At 56.3% G+C, this 20,016-nt stretch carries 14 protein-coding genes; all 14 read left to right on the forward strand.

Annotated elements, in window-relative coordinates:
* The 14 genes from Q7K71_07640 (at nucleotide 1) to Q7K71_07705 (ending at nucleotide 19,990) form a co-directional block, all read left to right on the forward strand.
* Nucleotides 1–267, forward strand: coding sequence for a glycine zipper domain-containing protein (locus Q7K71_07640; GenBank protein MDO8675961.1), 267 nt, complete (start codon nucleotides 1–3; stop codon nucleotides 265–267).
* Nucleotides 260–910 (forward strand): GNAT family N-acetyltransferase, encoded by a 651-nt coding sequence (locus Q7K71_07645; protein ID MDO8675962.1) that lies wholly within the window; start codon nucleotides 260–262, stop codon nucleotides 908–910. Before Q7K71_07640 ends, Q7K71_07645 begins: the two co-directional genes overlap by 8 nt.
* Nucleotides 894–2,279, forward strand: a complete 1,386-nt coding sequence (locus tag Q7K71_07650) for a PIG-L deacetylase family protein (protein ID MDO8675963.1) — start codon at nucleotides 894–896, stop codon at nucleotides 2,277–2,279. The genes Q7K71_07645 and Q7K71_07650 overlap by 17 nt, the downstream gene beginning before the upstream one ends.
* Nucleotides 2,280–4,232, forward strand: coding sequence for an undecaprenyl-diphosphate phosphatase (locus Q7K71_07655; GenBank protein MDO8675964.1), 1,953 nt, complete (start codon nucleotides 2,280–2,282; stop codon nucleotides 4,230–4,232).
* The gene (locus tag Q7K71_07660; protein ID MDO8675965.1) at nucleotides 4,219–7,293 is read left to right on the forward strand and encodes an efflux RND transporter permease subunit; all 3,075 of its coding nucleotides are present in this window, start codon (nucleotides 4,219–4,221) and stop codon (nucleotides 7,291–7,293) included. Before Q7K71_07655 ends, Q7K71_07660 begins: the two co-directional genes overlap by 14 nt.
* Before the next feature lie 29 nt (nucleotides 7,294–7,322).
* Nucleotides 7,323–7,730: a DUF2062 domain-containing protein gene (locus tag Q7K71_07665; GenBank protein ID MDO8675966.1), complete on the forward strand. Its 408-nt coding sequence runs from the start codon at nucleotides 7,323–7,325 to the stop codon at nucleotides 7,728–7,730.
* Nucleotides 7,731–7,799: 69 nt separating this feature from the next.
* On the forward strand, nucleotides 7,800–8,534 hold the full coding sequence (locus Q7K71_07670) for a hypothetical protein (protein MDO8675967.1): 735 nt from the start codon (nucleotides 7,800–7,802) through the stop codon (nucleotides 8,532–8,534).
* A gap of 106 nt (nucleotides 8,535–8,640) precedes the next feature.
* Nucleotides 8,641–9,090, forward strand: a complete 450-nt coding sequence (locus tag Q7K71_07675) for a GatB/YqeY domain-containing protein (protein ID MDO8675968.1) — start codon at nucleotides 8,641–8,643, stop codon at nucleotides 9,088–9,090.
* Nucleotides 9,087–9,854, forward strand: coding sequence for a polysaccharide deacetylase family protein (locus Q7K71_07680; protein ID MDO8675969.1), 768 nt, complete (start codon nucleotides 9,087–9,089; stop codon nucleotides 9,852–9,854). The genes Q7K71_07675 and Q7K71_07680 overlap by 4 nt, the downstream gene beginning before the upstream one ends.
* A gap of 3 nt (nucleotides 9,855–9,857) precedes the next feature.
* On the forward strand, nucleotides 9,858–13,043 hold the full coding sequence (locus Q7K71_07685) for a hypothetical protein (GenBank protein MDO8675970.1): 3,186 nt from the start codon (nucleotides 9,858–9,860) through the stop codon (nucleotides 13,041–13,043).
* Nucleotides 13,044–13,079: 36 nt separating this feature from the next.
* Nucleotides 13,080–13,610: a 5-(carboxyamino)imidazole ribonucleotide mutase gene (purE, locus tag Q7K71_07690; protein ID MDO8675971.1), complete on the forward strand. Its 531-nt coding sequence runs from the start codon at nucleotides 13,080–13,082 to the stop codon at nucleotides 13,608–13,610.
* A 12-nt stretch (nucleotides 13,611–13,622) separates the two neighbouring features.
* Nucleotides 13,623–14,303 carry an inorganic pyrophosphatase gene (locus Q7K71_07695; GenBank protein ID MDO8675972.1) on the forward strand — a complete coding sequence of 227 codons (681 nt, stop codon included), beginning with the start codon at nucleotides 13,623–13,625 and terminating at the stop codon, nucleotides 14,301–14,303.
* A gap of 37 nt (nucleotides 14,304–14,340) precedes the next feature.
* Entirely contained in the window at nucleotides 14,341–17,358 is a 3,018-nt protein-coding gene (locus Q7K71_07700) for a UvrD-helicase domain-containing protein (protein ID MDO8675973.1), read from the forward strand.
* Entirely contained in the window at nucleotides 17,351–19,990 is a 2,640-nt protein-coding gene (locus Q7K71_07705) for a PD-(D/E)XK nuclease family protein (GenBank protein ID MDO8675974.1), read from the forward strand. Before Q7K71_07700 ends, Q7K71_07705 begins: the two co-directional genes overlap by 8 nt.
* Nucleotides 19,991–20,016 lie beyond the last annotated feature (26 nt).

Below are 20,016 nucleotides of genomic sequence, written 5' to 3' on the forward strand. Positions count from 1 at the left end.
ATGACAAGACATCGTTGCTTATTCGTTCTGGCGGTATTTGTATTGGCTGTTTCCGGTTGCGCGCAAAATCAGACAAGGGTGGGCGAAGGGGCCGCCATCGGAGGCGTGCTTGGCGCGGCCGCCGGAGAGATCATTGGCCATCAGAACCGCCACGATCTCACGGGTGTTTTGGTGGGAGGCGCTCTGGGCGCGGCGGCCGGAGCGGCCGTAGGCGCGCAGATCGAAAAACCCGCCTCCGAAACTCAAAATAAGATAGAAAATGAATGATATCGTTGTCCGCCCGTTTGAACCCGGCGACCGGCAGGCCATCCGTGATATTTGCTGTGATGGCGCCGACCAGGGGAAACCCGTTGATGGTCTTTTTCCGGACAGGGAAGTGGCCGCGGACATTTTGACCGGCTATTACACGGACCATGAACCGGGGTCCACGTTTGTCGCTCAGGTGGCCGGGGCCGTGGTCGGTTACGTGAACGGGTGTTTTGACAATCGCCGTTACGGGCTGGTCATGTTCTGGATCATCGTGCCTTGTGCTTTGTGGAAAGCCGTTGCGCACAAGACAGTTTTTAAAAAAGAGTTTTGGACCATAATCAACAGCATGGCCCGCAACGGGCATCGGCTTTTGCTCTGGCGTAAACAGTCCTTTCATAGCCATGAGGGACATATGCATATCAGCGTGGTCCGGGCCGGCCGCGGTCAAGGGGTGGGGGCGCGTTTGGTCCAGGCCCTTTTGGCGGCCGCGCAAGCGCGCGGCGTTGAGCAGATCACGGTGTCAGTGCACAGCGTCAATATTGCGGCACGCGGTTTTTTCGAACATTTGGGTTTTGCTTTGGAAAAAAGTTATCCTATGGTCATGGCCCGTGAGGGGCGCATGGAACGCCATGAATCCCTTTATTATGTTAAACATTTATAGGGCATCCCCTTTTGTCTTCATTGTTTTTACGGCCATGACGTTATCTGCGGCATTGGCCGCGGACGCGCCACCCATTGCGTCGCTGGACCTTTCTCCTAAGGATAGAATTCTTGTTCTGGCACCCCATCCCGACGACGAGGTGTTGGGCGCCGGCGGCGTCATTCAAAGGTCCCTCGCCATGGGACTGCCTGTCAAGGTCGTGTTTTTTACCTACGGGGACAGCAATCAATGGTCGTTTTTATTGTACCGCAAACATCCGGTGTTCATGCCCGGCGCGGTGCGCAAGATGGGCCTGATCCGCCGTGACGAGGCGGTATCTGCGTCGGGGATTTTGGGATTAGGTCCCGGACAGTTGACGTTTTTGGGTTATCCGGACTTCGGGACCATGAACATCTGGTTTTCCCATTGGGGGAGCCGGCCGCCGTTTCGTTCTTTCATGACCCGTGTTAATGCCGTTCCTTATCAGGGGGCTTTCAGGCCCGGCGCTCCTTATAAAGGAGAAGAGATCGTGGCGGATCTCCGTTCAATCCTCCGCCAGTTCAAACCGACCAAGATATTCATTTCCCATCCGGCGGACCATAACGGCGACCATTTGTCCCTTTATCTTTATACGCGGGTGGCTTTATGGGACGAGAAAATGGACAGCCATACAGAGCTCTTTCCGTATTTGGTCCACTATATCGGCTGGCCAAAGCCCAAGGGATTTGTGCCCAACGATCAGGACCCGCCCGAGACATTAAGAAGTTCCGTTCTTTGGACCGAGCACCGTTTGACGCCTCAAGAATTTGCGGCCAAAAAACGCGCCCTGCAGGCGCACCGGTCGCAATATACGTCCAGCCCCAAATACCTCCTGTCTTTCGTCAAGAACAATGAATTGTTCGGTGATTTTCCATCCGTTCGTTTGCATGTCAACGAGGATTCATCGGTGTTTTCCGGCCAACGCAGGACCATCTTAGCGGCGGAATTACCCGAGGAGTTCAACAGTCAGGAAAAAACAGCGTTCATCGGCGTCGAGTGGAAGTTCGTCCGCTGGGAAGGCGATGACCTGATCATTTCGATCCAGTTGTCCAAACCCCTGGCGCAGGACGTTGAAGCGTCGGTGTACATTTTTGGCTACAGCCCCGCCACGCCGTTTAGCCAAATGCCCAAGATCAGCGTCCGGCTGGGGAGTTTAAGTTACACGGTGTATGACCAGAACAAGCGCATCGCCCAGGATTCCATCAGCGTCAAACGCACGCCCGGCGACGTCACCATTGCCGTGCCGCTCAAACTTTTGGGCACCCCCGACCGCATCCTCACCAGCGCGCGCACGTATCTGGGCAACGTGCCTCTGGACAGCGCGTCATGGGTGTCGGTGGAATTATATTAAATGGATATCACGCACGCGATCATTTTGGCGGTCATTGAAGGCATCACGGAATATCTGCCTATTTCTTCGACGGGGCATATGATCGCGGCGTCCCATTTGATGGGAATGCCCCAGACCGAGTTCCTCAAGACCTTTGAGATCGCCATCCAATTAGGGGCCATCGCGGCGGTGGCAGGCCTTTATTGGCGCGTGTTCCTGCTGGACTGGGAGATCACTGCCAGGGTCGCCTGCGCGTTCGTTCCGACGGCCATTGTCGGTTTTCTGTTGTACGCAATGATCAAGAAATTTTTACTGGGCAATTATCTGGTTGTGGTCTGGGCTTTGTTCGCGGGGGGCGTTGTGCTCATTGTTTTCGAGCGTTTTTACCGTTTTAAAGGAGAGCCCGTCAAACGTTTGCAGGATATTTCCTGCGCGCAGGCCTTATGGATCGGGTTTTGTCAGTCCCTGGCCGTCATCCCCGGGGTTTCGCGTTCAGCCGCCACCATTGTCGGCGGTTTGGCCGCGGGCGTTGAGCGCGCCGTCATTGTAGAATTCTCATTTTTGCTGGCCGTTCCCACCATGCTGGCGGCCACGATCCTGGACCTGCTCAAGACCGAGGCCGTCCTGGACGCGCAAGAATGGGGGATACTGGCCGTGGGCTTTGGCGTTGCTTTTATGGTTGCGTGGTTTGCGGTGAAATTCTTCCTGCAGTATGTCCGCCAACATGACCTCGTTGCCTTCGGGATCTACCGTGTTGTTGCCGCCGTCCTTTTGCTTCTTTTCCTGAGCGGGACAACGGCGCATGCGTCCGAGGCCTTGACCCTCAAAGACTGCTATCAATTAGCGCTCAAACGCAGTGAATCATTGGCCATTCACCAGCAGCAGATCAAGGAAGCTGAAGGACGTTTCCTGCAGTCCTTGAGCGGCGCCTTACCCAAGGTCTCGTTCAATTATTCCGATAAATACACTGATGGGGATCAGGCCCCCGAAGCGAAGTTCACCTTCAGCCAGCCGCTGTTCTCTGGCTTCAAGGAATTCGCGGCCATGGCCGGTTCCAAAGCCGAAGAACGCCAGCGCCGGCAGGAGGAGATCCGCGCCCGCCAATTGCTGTTCACGGACGTGGCCGATGCCTTCTACTATTATGATCTGTATCAGGAGCAGTTGAGGTCCACCCAAAGCATTGTGCAGGCCCTCTTTGATCGCATGGCGGAATTGCAAAAGCGGGTGGACCTGGGCCGTTCGCGCGCCAGCGAATTGGCCAGCGCCGAGTCGCGCCTGCGCAAGGCCGAGGCCGACGTTGAGCAGACAAAGTCCGACATGACCGTAGCGCGCGAATTGCTGGAATTCCTGACCGGCACAACGCTGGAAGCCGTCCAGGATGAGGCCGGCCCTGTTTTTACCTTGAAAACCGGACAGGAATTGGCAGACCATGCCGGGCACCGGCCGGATGTGACCGCGGCCCGGGAAGCCATGACCGTGGCTGACAGGAAGGTCGCGGTCGCCCGCGCGGGTTTCTGGCCCACGGTCGGCCTGGACGGAAATTATTATACGAAAAAGATCATTGAATCATCCTCGGATTGGGACGTCACTTTGAAGGTGGCTGTTCCTTTGTTCCAGGGCGGGGACAATGCGGGCAAACTCAAAGAGGCCTCTGCTTTGTCCGAGGAAGCAAAATTGACCTTCAGCGAAACAGAGCGCCGTGCCCTGCTGGATATTCGTCAGGCCTACAGCCGGTGGGAGGCCTCCGTCCGTCGTGATGAGGCCCTGAAAAAAGCGCTTGATGCCGCGGACAGGAATTATCAATTGCAGGCCGCCGACTACCGCAATAATCTCGTCAATAATTTGGACGTTCTGCAGGCATTGGCAGACCTGGAAGACGTGCGCCGCGACGCCATCAGCGCGGCCACGGACGTCCGGCGCTTCTATTGGCAGTTTAAGGTCAAAACCGGGGATATCAGCCATGACGCTCTCTGATCTGTCCATCAAGCGTCCGGTGTTCGCCTGGATGTTCATGGCCGCCCTCATCGTGTTCGGGGCGATCGGGTTTAAGGGCATGGGCGTGAGCCAATTGCCCGACGTGGAATTCCCGGTCATTTCCGTGAATCTCACCTGGCAGGGCGCGGCACCCGAGGTCATGGAGTCCAATGTCGTGGACATCATTGAACAATCGTTGACCTCCATCGAGGGGGTCCGCGACATTTCTTCCTCCGTCCGCCAGGGGCGGGCCACCGTCACCGTTGAACTGGAATTGGACCGCAATGTGGACGTGGCTGTCCAGGAAGTGCAGACAAAAATATCCCAGGTCCAGAGGTCTTTGCCCAAAGACATTGACCCGCCCACCGTGACCAAGGTCAACCCGGCCCAGCAGCCCATCATCTGGCTGACCCTGCACGGGGAAGGGCACGCCCCGCGGGAACTCATGAAATACGTCCAGGACCATTTGCAGGACCAGTTTGCCACCATCAGCGGCGTGGGGGAAGTTACGCTGGGCGGGTTCGTGGCGCCCAATTTGCGCGTGTGGCTGGACGCGGACAAAATGACCGCCAATGAATTGACTGTCGACGATGTGGTCGCCGCCATCACCCGGGAACATTCCGAAATACCGGCCGGCCGCATTGAGACGCCGACCATGGAACAGAACGTGCGCGCCATGGGCGAGGCCGGCACGGCGGAAGAATTCGCCGATATTGTCATCCCCAAAAGGAGCGGCCAGCCGATCTACAAACCCATTTATCTCAAAGATGTGGCCGCGGTTGAGGACGGGCTGGACGATGTCCGGCGCATTTCCCGCAGCAACGGGGCCTCCGCCATAGGGCTCGGCATCCGCAAACAGACCGGCGCCAATGAAGTCGCGGTGAGCAAAGGGGTTTTCAAGAAACTGGAACAGGTCCGCAAACAATTGCCGAAAGGCATGGAACTCGACGCTGTCATCAACCGCACCAAGTTCATTGAGGATTCCATCAATGAACTGATGTTCACCCTCGTGCTTTCGGCCATCGTGACGTCCCTGGTCTGCTGGCTGTTTTTGGGGTCGTGGACCGCCACCGTCAATATTTTAATGGCTATTCCGACGTCCATCATAGGGACGTTCATCGTCATCCATTTCCTTGGTTTTACCCTCAACACGTTCACGGTCTTAGGGTTGTCGCTGGCCATCGGTATCGTGGTGGACGACGCGATCATGGTGCTGGAGAACATCGTCCGCTACCAGGAAAAAGGCGTGCCCCGTTTGGCGGCGGCCCAGCAGGGGGCCAGGCAGGTCACCTTCGCGGCCACGGCCGCGACCGCGGCCATCATCGCGATCTTTTTGCCCGTGGCGTTCATGTCCGGCATCATTGGAAAATTTTTCTATCAGTTCGGAGTGACCATTTCCGTGGCAGTCGCCCTGTCTTTGCTGGAAGCGCTGATGCTCACTCCCATGCGCTGTTCGCAATTCCTGCAGGCGGGGACGCGCTCGACGGCGTTCGGCAGGGCCGTGGACCGCCTGTTCCATCAAATGGCGAAGCATTACCGCGTCGGACTGCATTGGGTGCTGGGGCGCCGCTGGCCGGTGGTGGCGGTGTCTTTGGGGGTTTTCCTTTTGTCCCTGGTCTTTGTCGGATTTTTACGCAAGGAATTCGTCCCGGCGCAGGACCAGAGCATGTTCTTGTGCAGTTTGCAGACACCGGTGGGCTCTTCCATGGATTATACAAATGAGCGTTTTAAGGAAGCCGAGAAATTCGTCATGAGCCGCCCGGAGGTCGCGCGTTATTTCGCGGCCATCGGCGGTTTTCAGGGCGGTGAGGTCAACAAAGGCATGATCTTTGTGACCTTCAAGTCCCCGCGCCAGCGTCCCGTGGTAGTACCGGGCAAACATCCTTTGTCGCAGGCGGAATTGATGGTCCTGTTCCGCAAGGAACTCAACAAGGTCCCGCATGTGAAGGCGTTCATCCAGGATCTGTCCTTGAGCGGTTTTTCCGCCAAGCGCGGGCTTCCCATTGAAATGTCCATCCAGGGCCCGGATTGGGACCAATTGTGGCAGCATGCCCAAGGGATCAAGGAGCGGATGGCCCAAAGCGGCCTGATGGTGGACGTGGATACCGATTATCTGGCCGGGGCCTCCGAGATCCGTGTCATCCCGGACCGCGCCAAAGCCGCCGCCCACGGGGTGAGCATTGAATCCATCAACGCGACCGTCAACGCGCTCATCGGCGGGGACCGGGTGGCCCAGTACACGCATAACGGCAAACGCTACGACGTGCGTGTGCGCCTGATCGCGCAGCAAAGAGCGGCGGCCAACGACATCACTCAATTATGGGTGTGGAATGATCGCGGGGAACTGGTGCAGTTAAAAGACGTGGTGACACTTGAAGAAAAACCCGCGGCCGTCAACATCACCCGCCGCAACAGGGAGAGGGCCATCACCATTTTTGCCAACGTGGCGCCGGGCAAGTCTCAATCCACGGCCGCGGCCGAGGCCCAAAAGATCGCCAAGGCCGTTCTTCCCGATGGGTATACGGCTGTTTTCACCGGCAGCAGCAAGACGTCCCAGGAAAGCGGAGGGGGCCTGGCGTTCGTCTTTATCATGGGGATCGTGGTGGCCTATATGGTTTTGGCCTCGCAGTTCAACAGTTATGTCCATCCGTTGAGCGTTTTGATGGCGCTTCCGTTTTCCATTTCCGGGGCCCTGATCGCCTTATGGATGGGCGGGCAGTCCCTGAACCTTTACAGTTTGATCGGCCTCATTCTTTTGATGGGGATCGTTAAAAAGAATTCCATATTGCTGGTGGATTTTACCAATCAGATGCGCGAAAAAGGCCTTGAGGTCCGCGAGGCCTTGCTGGAGGCCTGTCCCGTGCGTCTGCGTCCCATTTTAATGACCTCCGCCGCGACCATTGCCGCGGCCATCCCGCCGGCATTGGCCATAGGCCCCGGTGTCGAAGTCCGCGTCCCCATGGCGATCGCGGTCATCGGCGGCGTTATTGTTTCAACTTTTTTCACCCTGTTCGTCGTGCCGTGCGTGTATAGCCTTTTGGCAAAACTGGAACATAAATAAGGTAGCACCTGCCTTCTAAGGAGCGTTTCGTGTTCAAGCGATTTAAAAGTTGGGCAAAGGGTTTGTATGAGCGGCTGGTGCGCATGGACGACAGCCCCCAGCGCGTTGCTTTGGGTTTTGGCGTCGGCGTCTTTTTGGGGCTCCTGCCCGGCACAGGGCCGTTGGCGGCGCTGGCCGCCGCGTTCGTGTTCCGTTTAAATAAAGCAGCCGCGCTTTTGGGAAGCGTTTTGACCAATACGTGGTTGAGTTTCGTGACCTTTGCGCTGGCCTTGAAGATCGGGTCCGCGCTTTTAGGCGTCAACCGGTCTGACGACGCCTCCCTGGTCAATGTCCTTAAACCCTTGCTGGCCGGATACGCGGTGGTGGGTTTTGGCTGTGCCTTGGCCGCTTATTTGACAGCCCTTTGGGTCCTCACCCGACGCCGCAAGGTTAAGTGATTTTTCTTGTCATTTATCCTGCCCGGAGATATACTACTTTCTTTCCGCAAATAGATTGGAGGATGACACGTGGTAGAAAGTGTAGGGCAGAAAACCCGTTTGAAGCGCAACGCCGGCCTGATCCTGTCAGCAGGCATGATCATTCTGACCGTTTATGTCCTTAATTTGCAGGAACACAATTCCCGTATTCTGGCGCACTCAACAGACATGGCCCTGACATCTTCCGCCCAGCAAAGCGCGGATTATCGTGCATATGTCCGTAGGTATGGCGAAACCAAAGCGCAGTTGGAGGAAACCACCCGCAAACTTGAAGAAGTCAACCACCAGCTGGATACGGTCAGCGCGGAATTGACGCTCACCAAGGGCATGCTATCTCAGACCAAGAACATGCTCCTCCAGGCCCAGACGGAGAACGCGCGTTTGAAAGAAGAGATCAACAGCATTGATACCCAGCAGGAGAATATCCCGCAATTGGAAGCCAAGATCACCTCCCTTAAAGAGAGGAACACGCAGGTGGCTTCTGAATTGGATGACCTGAAAGGCCAGTTGCGCGCTTTTGAGGCGGATTTCGCCAATATGGAGGAAGGCAAGTCCCTGATCGCCCTTTTCCAGAGCAAGATCAAATTGGTCAAAAGCCGTATGCGTTATCTGAAGCAGGAGGCCTCTTTCGCCAGGATCGCCGCCCAAAAAGAACGCGACCGCGTGGAAGCCATCAACGGGAACAGCGGTTATCTGGTCCGCGACGGACAGATCAAGAAAACCAACGGCAGATCATTTGCCATCGATGTGAAAATTGTGCCGTAGGGGCGATCCTTGTGATCGCCCGAACGGGCATTGTCCGGGCGCGTGAGTCTCACGCGCCTGTTTTATGCGTAGGGGTTCGATTCATCGCCGCCCAAGGAGGTTTTCAATGTCATTAGAAGACAAAATTTCCCAGGATTATATACAGGCCATGAAAGCCCGTGACACGTTGAGGTCTTCAACGTTGAATTTTCTGCGCGCCGAGATCAAGAACGCCAAGATCGACAAGCGCGTTGAGACGATCGCGGATGCGGATGTGATCACCGTCATCAAGAAACAGGTCAAGCAGCGTCAGGATTCCATCACCCAGTTCCGGGCGGGCAGCAGGGAAGACCTGGCGGTCAAGGAAGAACAGGAACTGCGCATCCTTCAAAGTTATTTGCCTGTTGCTCTGCCGCTGGAAACATTGAGAGCCGTTGTGGACGAAGTCATCAAGTCCTCCGGGGCCGTATCCATGAAGGACATGGGCAAGGTCATGAAAGAGGTTTTGGCCAAGGTCGCGGGTCAGGCCGACAGCCAGGCGGTCAGCGCCCTGGTCAAAGAACGATTGTCCAAATGATGCGTCCGATAAAATTTTTTTTAGCCGTCCTCGCGGTCCTTATTTTTACGTTTTGGATGCGCGGCCGTTATGTGGTGCCGGTCATGACCTATCATCATGTTTCCGATACCGAAAGCGGGCATTCTTTGAACAATGTGACGCCGCGGTCATTTGCCCGGCAGATGGAATTCCTCAAGGAGCACCGTTACAATGTCATCAGTTTTGATGATCTGGTCGACGGCCTCAAAAAGGGACACATTTTTGCCCGCAATACGGTCGTCATCCAGTTCGACGATGGCAATGAGGACAATTATATCAATGCGTTCCCCGTGCTCAAACAATACCATTTTCCCGCCATGGCATTCCTGATCTCCGACATGGTCGGGACCCCGGGTTTTTTGACGTGGGACCAGGTCAGGGAAATGGACGCGCAAGGATTTAAGGCCGGGGCGCACACGCGGCATCATGTGTATTTGCCCGACGTTTCGCCGGACGCGGCCCGCGACGAGATCTTCGGGAGCAAAAAGATCATTGAGGAACGCCTGGGGCACGCGATCGATTATTTTGCCTATCCCTCCGGCGGGTTCACCGGGCAAGTGCAGGGGATCGTCCAAGAGGCCGGTTTCAAGGCCGCGGTCACCACCAACCGCGGGCAGGACCGTCTGAACCGCGACCTGTTCGCGTTCAGGAGGATCCGCATGAAGGACGGGGACAATGCCCTGACCTTGTGGGCGAAATTATCGGGATATTATAATTTTTTCAGGAAATCCAAGGACTCGTATTGAGCGATGACCCGACAACAATACCATCTTGATCCCGACGGTTCTTTCGTCATCAATGATTACGATCACGTGAAGGCCTTTTCCAATTTTTTTCCGGGCATCGCGGGGTTATATGGCATTCCCATGTGGGCTTTTTACGTCAACCGCGGCCAGGGGATCACCAGTTTCGGCGTTGAATCCAAAGACAAGGCCATTTTAGAATTCCAGCCCGCCGACCGCGCCTACCGCTTGACGTCCATCCAGGGTTTTCGCACCTTCATCAAGATCGCCGGTCCAAAAAAAAATTTCTACGAGCCGTTTTCCAATTCCTCGGTTTCACCGTTTAAAGTCAGCCGGCGCATGATCATCACCAGCCATGACCTGACGATCGAGGAGATCAATGCCTCCCTGGGGTTGAAGGTGACGGTGAATTATTTCACCATGCCGGAAGAAAATTACGCGGCGCTTGTCCGGCGCGTGACCATCGCGAACACCTCCCGCAAGCCGCTGTCCCTGTCCATGATCGACGGTTTGCCGGCCGTTAATCCTTACGGGCTTAAGGATTCGCTTTCCAAGAGTATGTCGCGCACTGCCGAGGCCTGGGTCGCTGTGCGCAATGTCGATTGTCAGGTGCCGTTCTATCAGTTGAAGGTGCAAGTGGCCGACACGCCGCAGGTCACGCATATCAAAGAGGGGAATTTTTATTTTGCGTTTGACGGCAAGGGTCTTTTAGACCCCGTGGTCGAAGCCGCGGTCGTCTTTGGTCACGCCACTGATTTTCTGGTGCCGGAGAAATTTCTGTCCGATACCCATTTTCGCGTGCCGGCCCGTCAGCAGACGTCCAACCGCACGCCCTGCGCCATGGCGCACGCAGCTTTTGTCCTGAAAGCCGGCGGGTCACGGGAAATAACGTCTTTGACAGGTTTCGCGCATGACCTGAAAGAAGCCAACGCCATTGCCCGGCGGGCGGCCGATCCCCGGTCTATAGCGGCCAAAGCTGTCCGCAACCGGCAGATCATCGACGGGATCAAGGACTTTTGTTTCACCCATAGCGCCAAGCCTGCTTTTGACCGATACGCGGGCCAGACGTTCTTGGACAATGTCCTGCGCGGCGGGCTTCCGGTCTGTGTGCAGACCGCCGAAGGGACAGCGTCCTTTAACGTGTACAGCCGCAAACACGGGGACCCGGAACGCGATTATAATTTCTTTATTCTGGCCCCTACGCATCTGTCCCAGGGCAACGGCAATTATCGTGATGTTAACCAGAACCGCCGCAACGATGTGTGGTTCAACAGCGGCGTCAAAGAAACCACGGTGGTCAATTTCCTGAATCTGGTCCAGGCCGACGGGTATAATCCGCTGACGGTCAAAGGCACGATCTTTGCCGTGGCTGACCCCGGCCAGGCAGATGCCCTGATCAAGGAATTCGGCATGACGGACAGCACCGGGACCCTAAAAGGCCTTTTGGTCAAAGGGTTCATGCCCGGCGATCTGCTGAAAACCGTCCGCTGTTCCCCGGAATTTTTGGCCCGCGTCCTGCGCGTCTGCCGGAAACAGGAACAGGCCGAGCCGGGCGAAGGGTTTTGGACGGACCATTGGACGTACAATCTGGACCTGATCGAAAGTTTCTTGGGGGTTTATCCGGAGCATCTGCGCCGCCTTTTGGTGGAGGAAAAAGTTTTTCATTTCTTTTTGAACGACGCGTATGTCCTGCCGCGTGAAAAACGTTATATCCTGACTGACCGCGGGGTGCGTCAATACCACTCTTTGGCCGAACAGCCCGCCGCCGCAGGCCCCGCCATAGGCGGGGCAGGCGGGGCAGCCAAAGACAAGGGATACAAGTTAAGGACAAAGAACGGCCAGGGCGAGGTGTATCACACGACGCTGGCGGTCAAACTTTTGTGTTTGCTGGCCAACAAAGCCGCCACCTTTGATCCCAGCGGCATCGGCATTGAGATGGAGGCTAATAGACCCAATTGGTATGACGCGCTCAACGGTTTGCCCGGCCTGTCGGGGTCTTCCATCAGTGAAACCTTTGAGGTCAAACGCCTCGGGTCTTTTTTAAATGCCGCGATCAAGCAGGCCGGTTTAAAAGACCACGAGTGTGTGTCCGTATTCGTGGAATTGGCGGATTTCGTGGAGGGACTTGACCATTTGCTGTCGCTGGAACAGGACCCTTTAAAATATTGGCATAAGGCCAATGACCTGAAAGAAAATTACCGCAAGTCCGTGCGTTCAGGGATCACCGGCGTGGAAAAACCGGTCAAGGCCGGCGACGTGAAAAGATTTTGCGAGAGGATCATGGCCCGCGCCGACGCCGGTGTTGCCGCGGCCCAAAAGGGCCCTAGTCTTTTTGCCACATATTTCACGCATGAGGTCACCCGATACGATGCCCAACCCCTGGCCTTTAAGCGCCATGACCTGCCGTTATTCCTGGAAGGGTTCGTGCATGCTATGCGCGTTGAAAGCGATCCGGCCGCGGCGGGTGAGCTGTATCGCGCGGTGAAGAAAAGCAAACTCTACGACCGCGTTTTGGGGATGTACAGGGTCAACGCGGACCTCTCCGGGGAAAGTGAAGAGATCGGCCGCGCGCGTATTTTTCCCGCCGGCTGGCTGGAGAACGGGTCCATATGGCTGCACATGGAATACAAATATCTGCTGGAAGTGTTGCGCCGCGGACTTTACGAAGAATTTTTTGCCGACGCGGCCAAGGCCTTTGTCCCGTTCATGGACCCGGCCCGCTATGGCCGCAGCATCCTCGAGAATTCTTCATTCATCGTCAGCTCTGTCCATGAGGACAAAAACCTGCACGGGCAGGGGTTCGTGGCGCGTTTGTCGGGGAGCACCGCGGAGTTCGTGCATATGTGGCTTGTGATGAGCGCGGGCCATAAACCTTTCGCGCTCAACACGAAAGGGGAATTAACGCTGGAATTCAAACCGATCCTGCCCGGCTGGATGTTTACCCTGAAACCCGATAGGGGTTTCGGGGCCCATACCTATGCTTTTAAATTTTTAGGAACGGCATTGGTCGTGTATCATAATACCGGGCGCGGGAACACCTTTGGTCCCGGAGCTGTCAAGCCGGTGCGGGCGATGGTCAAATACGCGGGCGGCCGGGAACCTGTGGCCGTTGAAGGGGCCGTGTTCACCGGACGTTTGGCGCAGGACATCCGCGGGGGCAAGGTTGAACGCGTGGACATTACGTTAATGTAGGGGCGATCCTTGTGATCGCCCAATAGGGAGGTTCACATGAAAAAACCATTGGTCGGCATCAACATGGGCAGTCAAAGCGATATGGCGGTCAAGTCCGGCGCTGCGGACGTTCTGGATGCGTTCCTTATTCCCTATGAGGTCACCGTGGTCTCGGCGCACCGCTCGCCCCAAGGCACGTTTGATTATGCTCAAAAGGCCAAAGAGCGCGGTCTTAAGGTCATCATCGCCGGCGCCGGCGGGGCCGCGCATTTGCCGGGTGTCGTGGCCGCCTTAACAACGCTTCCCGTCGTGGGCGTTCCGATCAGGTCCGGCAATTCTCTGGAGGGCCTGGATTCTCTGTTGTCCATCGTGCAAATGCCCGAAGGGGTCCCCGTGGCGGCCATGGCCGTCAACGGCGCCGGGAATGCCGGGATCCTGGCCGCCGAGATCATCGGGACTTTTGACGCGTCCGTGGCCCGTCGTTTGAAAACCCATAAGGCGGGCCTTAAGAAAAAAGTTGAGACCTCGGCCGCGGCCATCAGAAAAAAAGGTTTCCGAAACATGTTGAAGCTCATGCGCGGGCGGTGATATACTAATTCTATGACCGACAATATCAAGACGCTGTGGCAGTCGCTGGCTTTGCTGTTACGCGCGCATCCGTGGCACGGCATCCCCATCGGCGAAGACGCGCCCGAGATCTTCAATACCTATATTGAGACGGTCCCTTCTGATACCGTCAAATACGAGATAGACAAGAAAAGCGGGTTTTTGAAAGTGGCCCGCCCGCAAAAATACTCCAGCATCTGCCCGACCCTGTATGGGTTCATCCCGCAGACCTATTGCTCCAGGAATACCGCGGATTTTTGTTCGCAGCGTACGGGGCGTTTGGGGATCGTGGGGGACGACGACCCGCTGGACGTCTGCGTTTTGACCGAGAAGGTCATCAGCCACGGCGATATCATCGTGCGGGCCATTCCCATCGGCGGCTTCCGCATGATCGACGAGGGCAAGGCGGATGACAAGATCATCGCGGTCATGCACGGCGACGGCCTCTACAGCCAGTGGCACAATATCGAGGACTGCCCGCGCGCGTTCGTCGACCGGCTCAAGCATTATTTTCTGACCTACAAAGACCTTCCCGGTTCCGAAGAACGCATCTGCGAGATCAGCCATGTTTACGGCCGTGAAGAGGCCCTGGAAGTCATCCGCCGCAGCCGCGCGGATTATCACGACCGTTTCGCCGATCTTGAATCCATGGTGTCCTCCGTCAAGGAGGACTGAATAACAGGTATTGAAGTGAGTGCCCAATAAACCTTTCTTGTCCCCTGAAGTCCGCGTGGTCGAGGCCTCGGCCGGCTCCGGCAAGACCACCGCGCTCGCCAAACGTTATATCCAGATCCTGCTGTTAGCTTCCAGGTCCGATCCTCTGGCCATGAAACACATTTTGGCCATCACGTTCACCAATAAGGCCGCCGGACAGATGAAGGAACGCATCGTCGAGCTCCTCAAGCGCATCGCTTTGGAGGGCCTGGCGCCATTCCCCCTCGGCCTTGCAAAGCCGGAAGCACAGCGCATGGCCTACCGGCTGATGGAAGAGCTCATCCGCCAGTATCATTTTTTCCAGGTCCAGACCATTGACAGTTTCATGAACGCGCTGTTGTCCGGGTGCGCGTTCAAGGTCGGGCTTTCGGCGCGTTTCAAGATCCGGCGCGATCCTTCCGATTACCTTGAACGGACGCTGGATGAGATCATTGCCGCTTCCGCCAGGGACGCCGCGTTGCGCCGGCTTTTGACAGGCATGGTCCGCCAGTATCTTTTTCTGGAAAACCGCACCGGATGGTTCCCTAAAAAGGATTTCCTCGCCGTTCTCAAAGTCCTGTTCGCCCACCAGAATATTTATCAGAAGGCATTTATCAAATACGGCGACGGCGCGCAGGACCTCTGGGCGATGAAACAGAAATTCATCGCCCTGATCGAACAGATGCATCACAATGCTCCCGAGGGCACGCACAAAAGATTCCGGGACTGGCTTGAGGATTTTTGCGGCCGGCATACGGTCAGTTTTGACGTGGATGACGTGAGTACGTTATTGGCCAGGGACGATTTTCCCGTGACAAAGGGCAAAGATGTCGGGCCGCGGCTACAGCGCTTATGGGACGAGGCGCGCCGGTGCCTGCAGGCCATTGTCCGCCTTGAGGCCTACGGGATGTTTGACCCGCACATTGACCTTTTTGAACGTGCGATGGCTGTTTTAAAGACGCACCAGGTCAGGGACGATGTGCTGTTTTTGGAACAGCTCAACAGCAAGGCCCGCGCGCTGTTCGACGACGGGCTGGTCACGGTCGAGGAATTGTATTACCGTTTGGCCGCGCGTTTCCGCCATTACCTCATTGATGAATTTCAGGACACAAATCTCGGGCAATGGGCCAACCTGTCCATGATGGTGGAGGAGGCCCTGTCCACCGGAGGGACATTATTTTACGTGGGCGACAAGAAACAGGCCATTTACGGGTTTCGCGGTGGCAAAAGCGAATTGTTTGACCGGCTGCAGGATGACCTTTCCCATTTTAACGTCGTGCGCGAAACGCTCACCAGGAATTACCGCAGTCACCGGCACATCGTTGATTTTAATAACCGTATTTTCGCCGTGGACAATTTGAAACGTTTTTTGCGTTCTCAGATCGTTTTCGGGCCTTCTGATGAGCAATTTTGTGAAGAGGTGTACGGCCATGCCCAACAGGAGGCGCTCCCGGAATTGGACCAGGGATCGGTGCGTGTGGCAATGGTGGCCGGAAAGACGCAAGCCCTGCGCGAGCCGATCATCCGCGTCCGGCTTCTGGAGGCGTTAAAGGACATCCACAGCCGTTTTCGCTGGCAGGACATCGCGGTCTTGACGCGCAGCAATGCCGAGGCTGCACAGGTCAGCCAATGGCTTTTGAGCGAGAACATCCTTGTCCAGTCCCAGCGCACCAGCGACGTGAAAAACCATCCTCTGGTCCAGGAGTTCCTGGATTATCTGAAATTTCTGGATTCCCCCGTTGATCATACCGTTTTTGCGGCGTTTTTGTCCGGAGAGATCTTTCCCGCGGCATCAGGAATGGCCCCGCAGGCGGTGAGGGATTTTTTGTTCAAAGAGCGCGCCAAATGTTTGCACAAGGCCTTTCAGGGTTCCTTCCCGGAGATGTGGCAGCGGCATTTCGCAAGGCATTTTCAGGAGGCGGGGCTTTATCCTTTGTACGAATTGGCCGTCAGCGTATGCCATGACTGGCAGATGCTCGAGCGCTTTCCCGAGGCGCGCGGGTTTATTCTGCATTTTCTGGAACTCATCAAACGCAGGGAAGAGGACAGTTGTGACCTGCAAAGTTTTTTGGAGTATTTCGATGCTCTGGAAGGGGAGGAACGTTTCCTTCCCGTCAACGACGCGGATGCCGTGCGGGTCCTGACCGTGCATAAGGCCAAAGGCCTGGAATTCCCCGTCGTTATTATCCCGTTCCTGGAGATGGCGGTCAGGTCCGGGTCCGGGGACGGGGGGCAGTCCTTCGTGTGGGATGAAAGCAAGGACGGCATACGCCTGCTGCGTTTGAAAAAGCCCTACGGGGTTTTTTGTGAGGACCTCAAAGAACGTTTTGATGCGGAATATAAAAAGGAGTTTCTTGCCCAGTTGAACAATGTCTATGTGGCCCTGACCCGCGCGAAGTGGGAAATGGTTATTTTTGTCCCCGAACGCGCGGGCAACGCGGTCAATCCTGTTTTGGAGCTCATTCCCGATGACGCGCGCGCCGTCGGGCAGACGTCCCGTCCCGGTGGGCTTAAACCCGAGGCCCCGCCTCGTTTGTTGCTGGAAACCCTCGTCAGCCGCCAATGGATCAGCCGTTTGCATGAGGATTTTTCCGGCCAGGACCTGGACAGCGCGGGTGCGCGTTTGAAAGGCGAGGCCGCGCATTTTTGTTTGGCCTGTTCGGGGGACCTCAACGGTGTCGATGTCCCGTCATCCGTTGAGAAGGCCATCGGCCGCATGGCCGGCCGTTTTTCTTCCCAGGATGCCGGCGAATACAAGAACTGGCTTTCCAAGTTTTTACAAAGGGAGGATGTGCGGCCTTTATTTTTTCCGCCGCCGGGGACACAGGTCATCTGCGAACAGGAGATCGTCAACCGTTTCGGCGACACCCGCCGCGTGGACCGGCTGCTGGTCGACGACGGTCAGGTTTTAGTCGTCGATTTCAAGACCTCACGCAGAGACGAGGCCTCCCATCAAAAGCAAATGGACGAGTACATCGCTTTGGTGCGCGCCCTTTATCCCGGCCGCATGGTGCGTGGAGAAATTATTTATGTCTGACCAATTAATTACCATTCCTTTTACCGAACGCTTCCTCGATCATGCCGTTGCCTACATTGAACGCGAATACCTCGTTCCGGGCAGGGACATGCGCCGCCTGGCCGTTGTCTTCGGCGGACACCGGCCATCGCTTTTTCTCAAGCGCATGCTGGCGGACAAGATCAAGGCCCCGTTCTATCCGCCGCGATTTTTGACCATGGACGAACTCGTCGCGATGATCACCGACGGGAAGACCGGGTCCGGCAAAGCCGTTTCCGATCTGGAACATTCCCTGGTCTTGTATGATCTTGCCCGCTGCCATACCCCGCAGATATTGAAAGGAAGGGAGTCCTTTGCCAGGTTTTTACCCTGGGCCAAGGAGATCACCCATTTCATTGAGCAGATGGACCTGGAGGAGACCGGCGATGACGCGTTAAAGGTCCTCCGTGAACAGGCTCGCATCGGTTTTAGCGTGCCGCAGGACATCAACCGGCTTTTGGAAGACATGATGGTCCTGCGCCGGGCCTATCACGCCCATTTGGACAAAGAGGGCCTGTGCGTGCGGGGATACCGTTATTGGAAAGCGGGCCGCGGCGTGTCCTCTTGGGATGCAGACTGCTTTGACCGCATCCTTTTTTGTAATATTTTCTACCTGCACGCCACCGAAATGGCCGTGGTCAAGGACCTTTACGGCAGGAAAAAAGCGGTGCTCATGGTGCAGGGGGACCAGCGCCGCTGGCCGGCCCTTGAGCGCATCTCCCGCGTGGCCGGTTCTCCCGTCGTGGAAGGGGACCAGGTCCGTCCCACATCCTTTGACCTGCATCTGCACGCGGCGTTTGACATGCATTCCCAGGCCGGCCTGATCGCCGGGATCCTTCATAAGGTCCCGGACCCGGCTAGCGCGGTCATTGTTTTGCCGGACGCCCAATTCATGCTTCCTTTATTGTCCGCCCTGGGGGAGGGGCTGGGCGATTTCAACATTTCCATGGGTTATCCTTTGCGCCGCAGTTCCTTGCACGCCCTATTGGAATTGATCATCGCGGCCCAGGCCTCACGGCGCGACGGTTTGTATTATGCCCGCGATTATCTCAAAGTCCTGCGCCATCCGCTGGTCAAGGAGATGGACCGGGCCGCTGTTCATAAGGTTGAAGAAGTTTTGACCGGCGATGTCCGCACGCCCCTGTCCGGAAAATTATTCCTGGCTTTGAAAGAGGCGGGGGAGGACCTGTCCGCGGTCCATCAGCATTTGTTTGAGGCCTGGCAAAATGTGCGCGCTCCCCGGGACCTGGCGGCCGCGCTCAACGGGCTGCTGTTTTTTATGTTCCAAAGCGGCCGGACGAAGGACGATCCTTTGAACGCGCGCATCGCCGGGCGTTTGGGCGCGATCGCGGATGAGTTTGCCGCCTTAAAAGGCGCGGGACCATTCTCCGACGGAGAATTGTTCAAGGTCCTGCTGGAACGCCTGAAAGGCGAAATGGTCGCGTTCCATGGCTCTCCTTTGCGGGGCCTGCAGGTGCTGGGGCTTTTTGAGACCCGGTCTTTGAGTTTCAGGGACGTCATTGTCGCCGACGTCAACGAAGGCATGTTGCCCAACCTCAACGTGTATGAACCGCTGATCCCGCGCGAAGTCATGGTCAAACTCAACCTTGACCGGCTGGAATTTGAGGAAGAGATCCAGCGTTACCAGTTCATGCGCCTGCTGTCGTCTGCCGAGCGCGTGCATCTGGTCTATCAGGAGAGGCCGGACAAGCAAAGGAGCCGTTTTATTGAAGAACTGGTCTGGGAACAGGAAAAACGCGAAGGGGTTTTGGGGGGGACGGCGGTCCATCGTCCGGGTTTTCGTGCCGAAATACCTGCGGCGGTGAGGTCCGTGCCCAAGACGCTGTCCGTGGTTGACTTCCTTAAAAAAATGACGTTTTCAGCGACCAGCGTGAATACCTATGTGCGAAATCCCCATGAATTTTATTTCAAATACGTGCTGGGCCTGAAGGAAAAGGATGACCTTCTCGACGATCCGGATGGCAAACATGTCGGCATCTTTGTCCACGCTTTGCTGGAGGAGGCGTTCAGGCGTTTTAAAGGCAAAAAGCCGGTCCTGAATGCCACGTTCGGGCGGTATTTCCGCGGACTTTTTGAAACACGTTTTGAACAAACCTTCGGCGCTGCCATGGCCTCGGACGTTTTTTTGATGAAAGAGGTCCTTTCCGCGCGGCTCCAACGGTTCCTTCAGCAGGAGGCCCGGCGCTGTGAAAGCGTGGACCAGGTCCTTTATCTGGAGCATACCTTTGAGGATGTGATCGATCTTCCTTGCGGCCCGGTCAAATTCGTTTACCGCGTGGACCGGGTGGACCGCGCCATCGACGGCACCATCATGATCATTGATTACAAGACCGGAGCGGCGGACCGGATGCCGGTGTTGTCTTGCGTAACATCCTTCCAGATGCCGCTGTATGCGCATTATCTGGACCGGCTTTATCCCGACGCGTCTGTCAACGCGGCCATTTATCATCTGCGCACGTCAAAATTGGAAACGTTCCTGGACGATGCCGGCCCTGCCGGCCGTAAAACCGTTTTGCCCGAATTCATGACAGCCCTGGGGGCTGTCATGGCCCAGATCCTGGATCCTGCGGTACCTTTTATGGATAAACCGTAGAGACGCAAAATTTTGCGTCTCTACTT

This window comes from Candidatus Omnitrophota bacterium, from assembly GCA_030650275.1.
Taxonomy (GTDB): domain Bacteria; phylum Omnitrophota; class Gorgyraeia; order Zapsychrales; family Fredricksoniimonadaceae; genus JACPXN01.

Coding starts and splice junctions, on each gene's coding strand:
- purE (MDO8675971.1), top strand. CDS start 13,080: ATGAAAAAACCATTGGTCGGCATCAACATGGGCAGTCAAAGCGATATG.
- Q7K71_07685 (MDO8675970.1), top strand. CDS start 9,858: ATGACCCGACAACAATACCATCTTGATCCCGACGGTTCTTTCGTCATC.
- Q7K71_07705 (MDO8675974.1), top strand. CDS start 17,351: ATGTCTGACCAATTAATTACCATTCCTTTTACCGAACGCTTCCTCGAT.
- Q7K71_07650 (MDO8675963.1), top strand. CDS start 894: ATGTTAAACATTTATAGGGCATCCCCTTTTGTCTTCATTGTTTTTACG.
- Q7K71_07660 (MDO8675965.1), top strand. CDS start 4,219: ATGACGCTCTCTGATCTGTCCATCAAGCGTCCGGTGTTCGCCTGGATG.
- Q7K71_07695 (MDO8675972.1), top strand. CDS start 13,623: ATGACCGACAATATCAAGACGCTGTGGCAGTCGCTGGCTTTGCTGTTA.
- Q7K71_07680 (MDO8675969.1), top strand. CDS start 9,087: ATGATGCGTCCGATAAAATTTTTTTTAGCCGTCCTCGCGGTCCTTATT.
- Q7K71_07675 (MDO8675968.1), top strand. CDS start 8,641: ATGTCATTAGAAGACAAAATTTCCCAGGATTATATACAGGCCATGAAA.
- Q7K71_07655 (MDO8675964.1), top strand. CDS start 2,280: ATGGATATCACGCACGCGATCATTTTGGCGGTCATTGAAGGCATCACG.
- Q7K71_07640 (MDO8675961.1), top strand. CDS start 1: ATGACAAGACATCGTTGCTTATTCGTTCTGGCGGTATTTGTATTGGCT.
- Q7K71_07645 (MDO8675962.1), top strand. CDS start 260: ATGAATGATATCGTTGTCCGCCCGTTTGAACCCGGCGACCGGCAGGCC.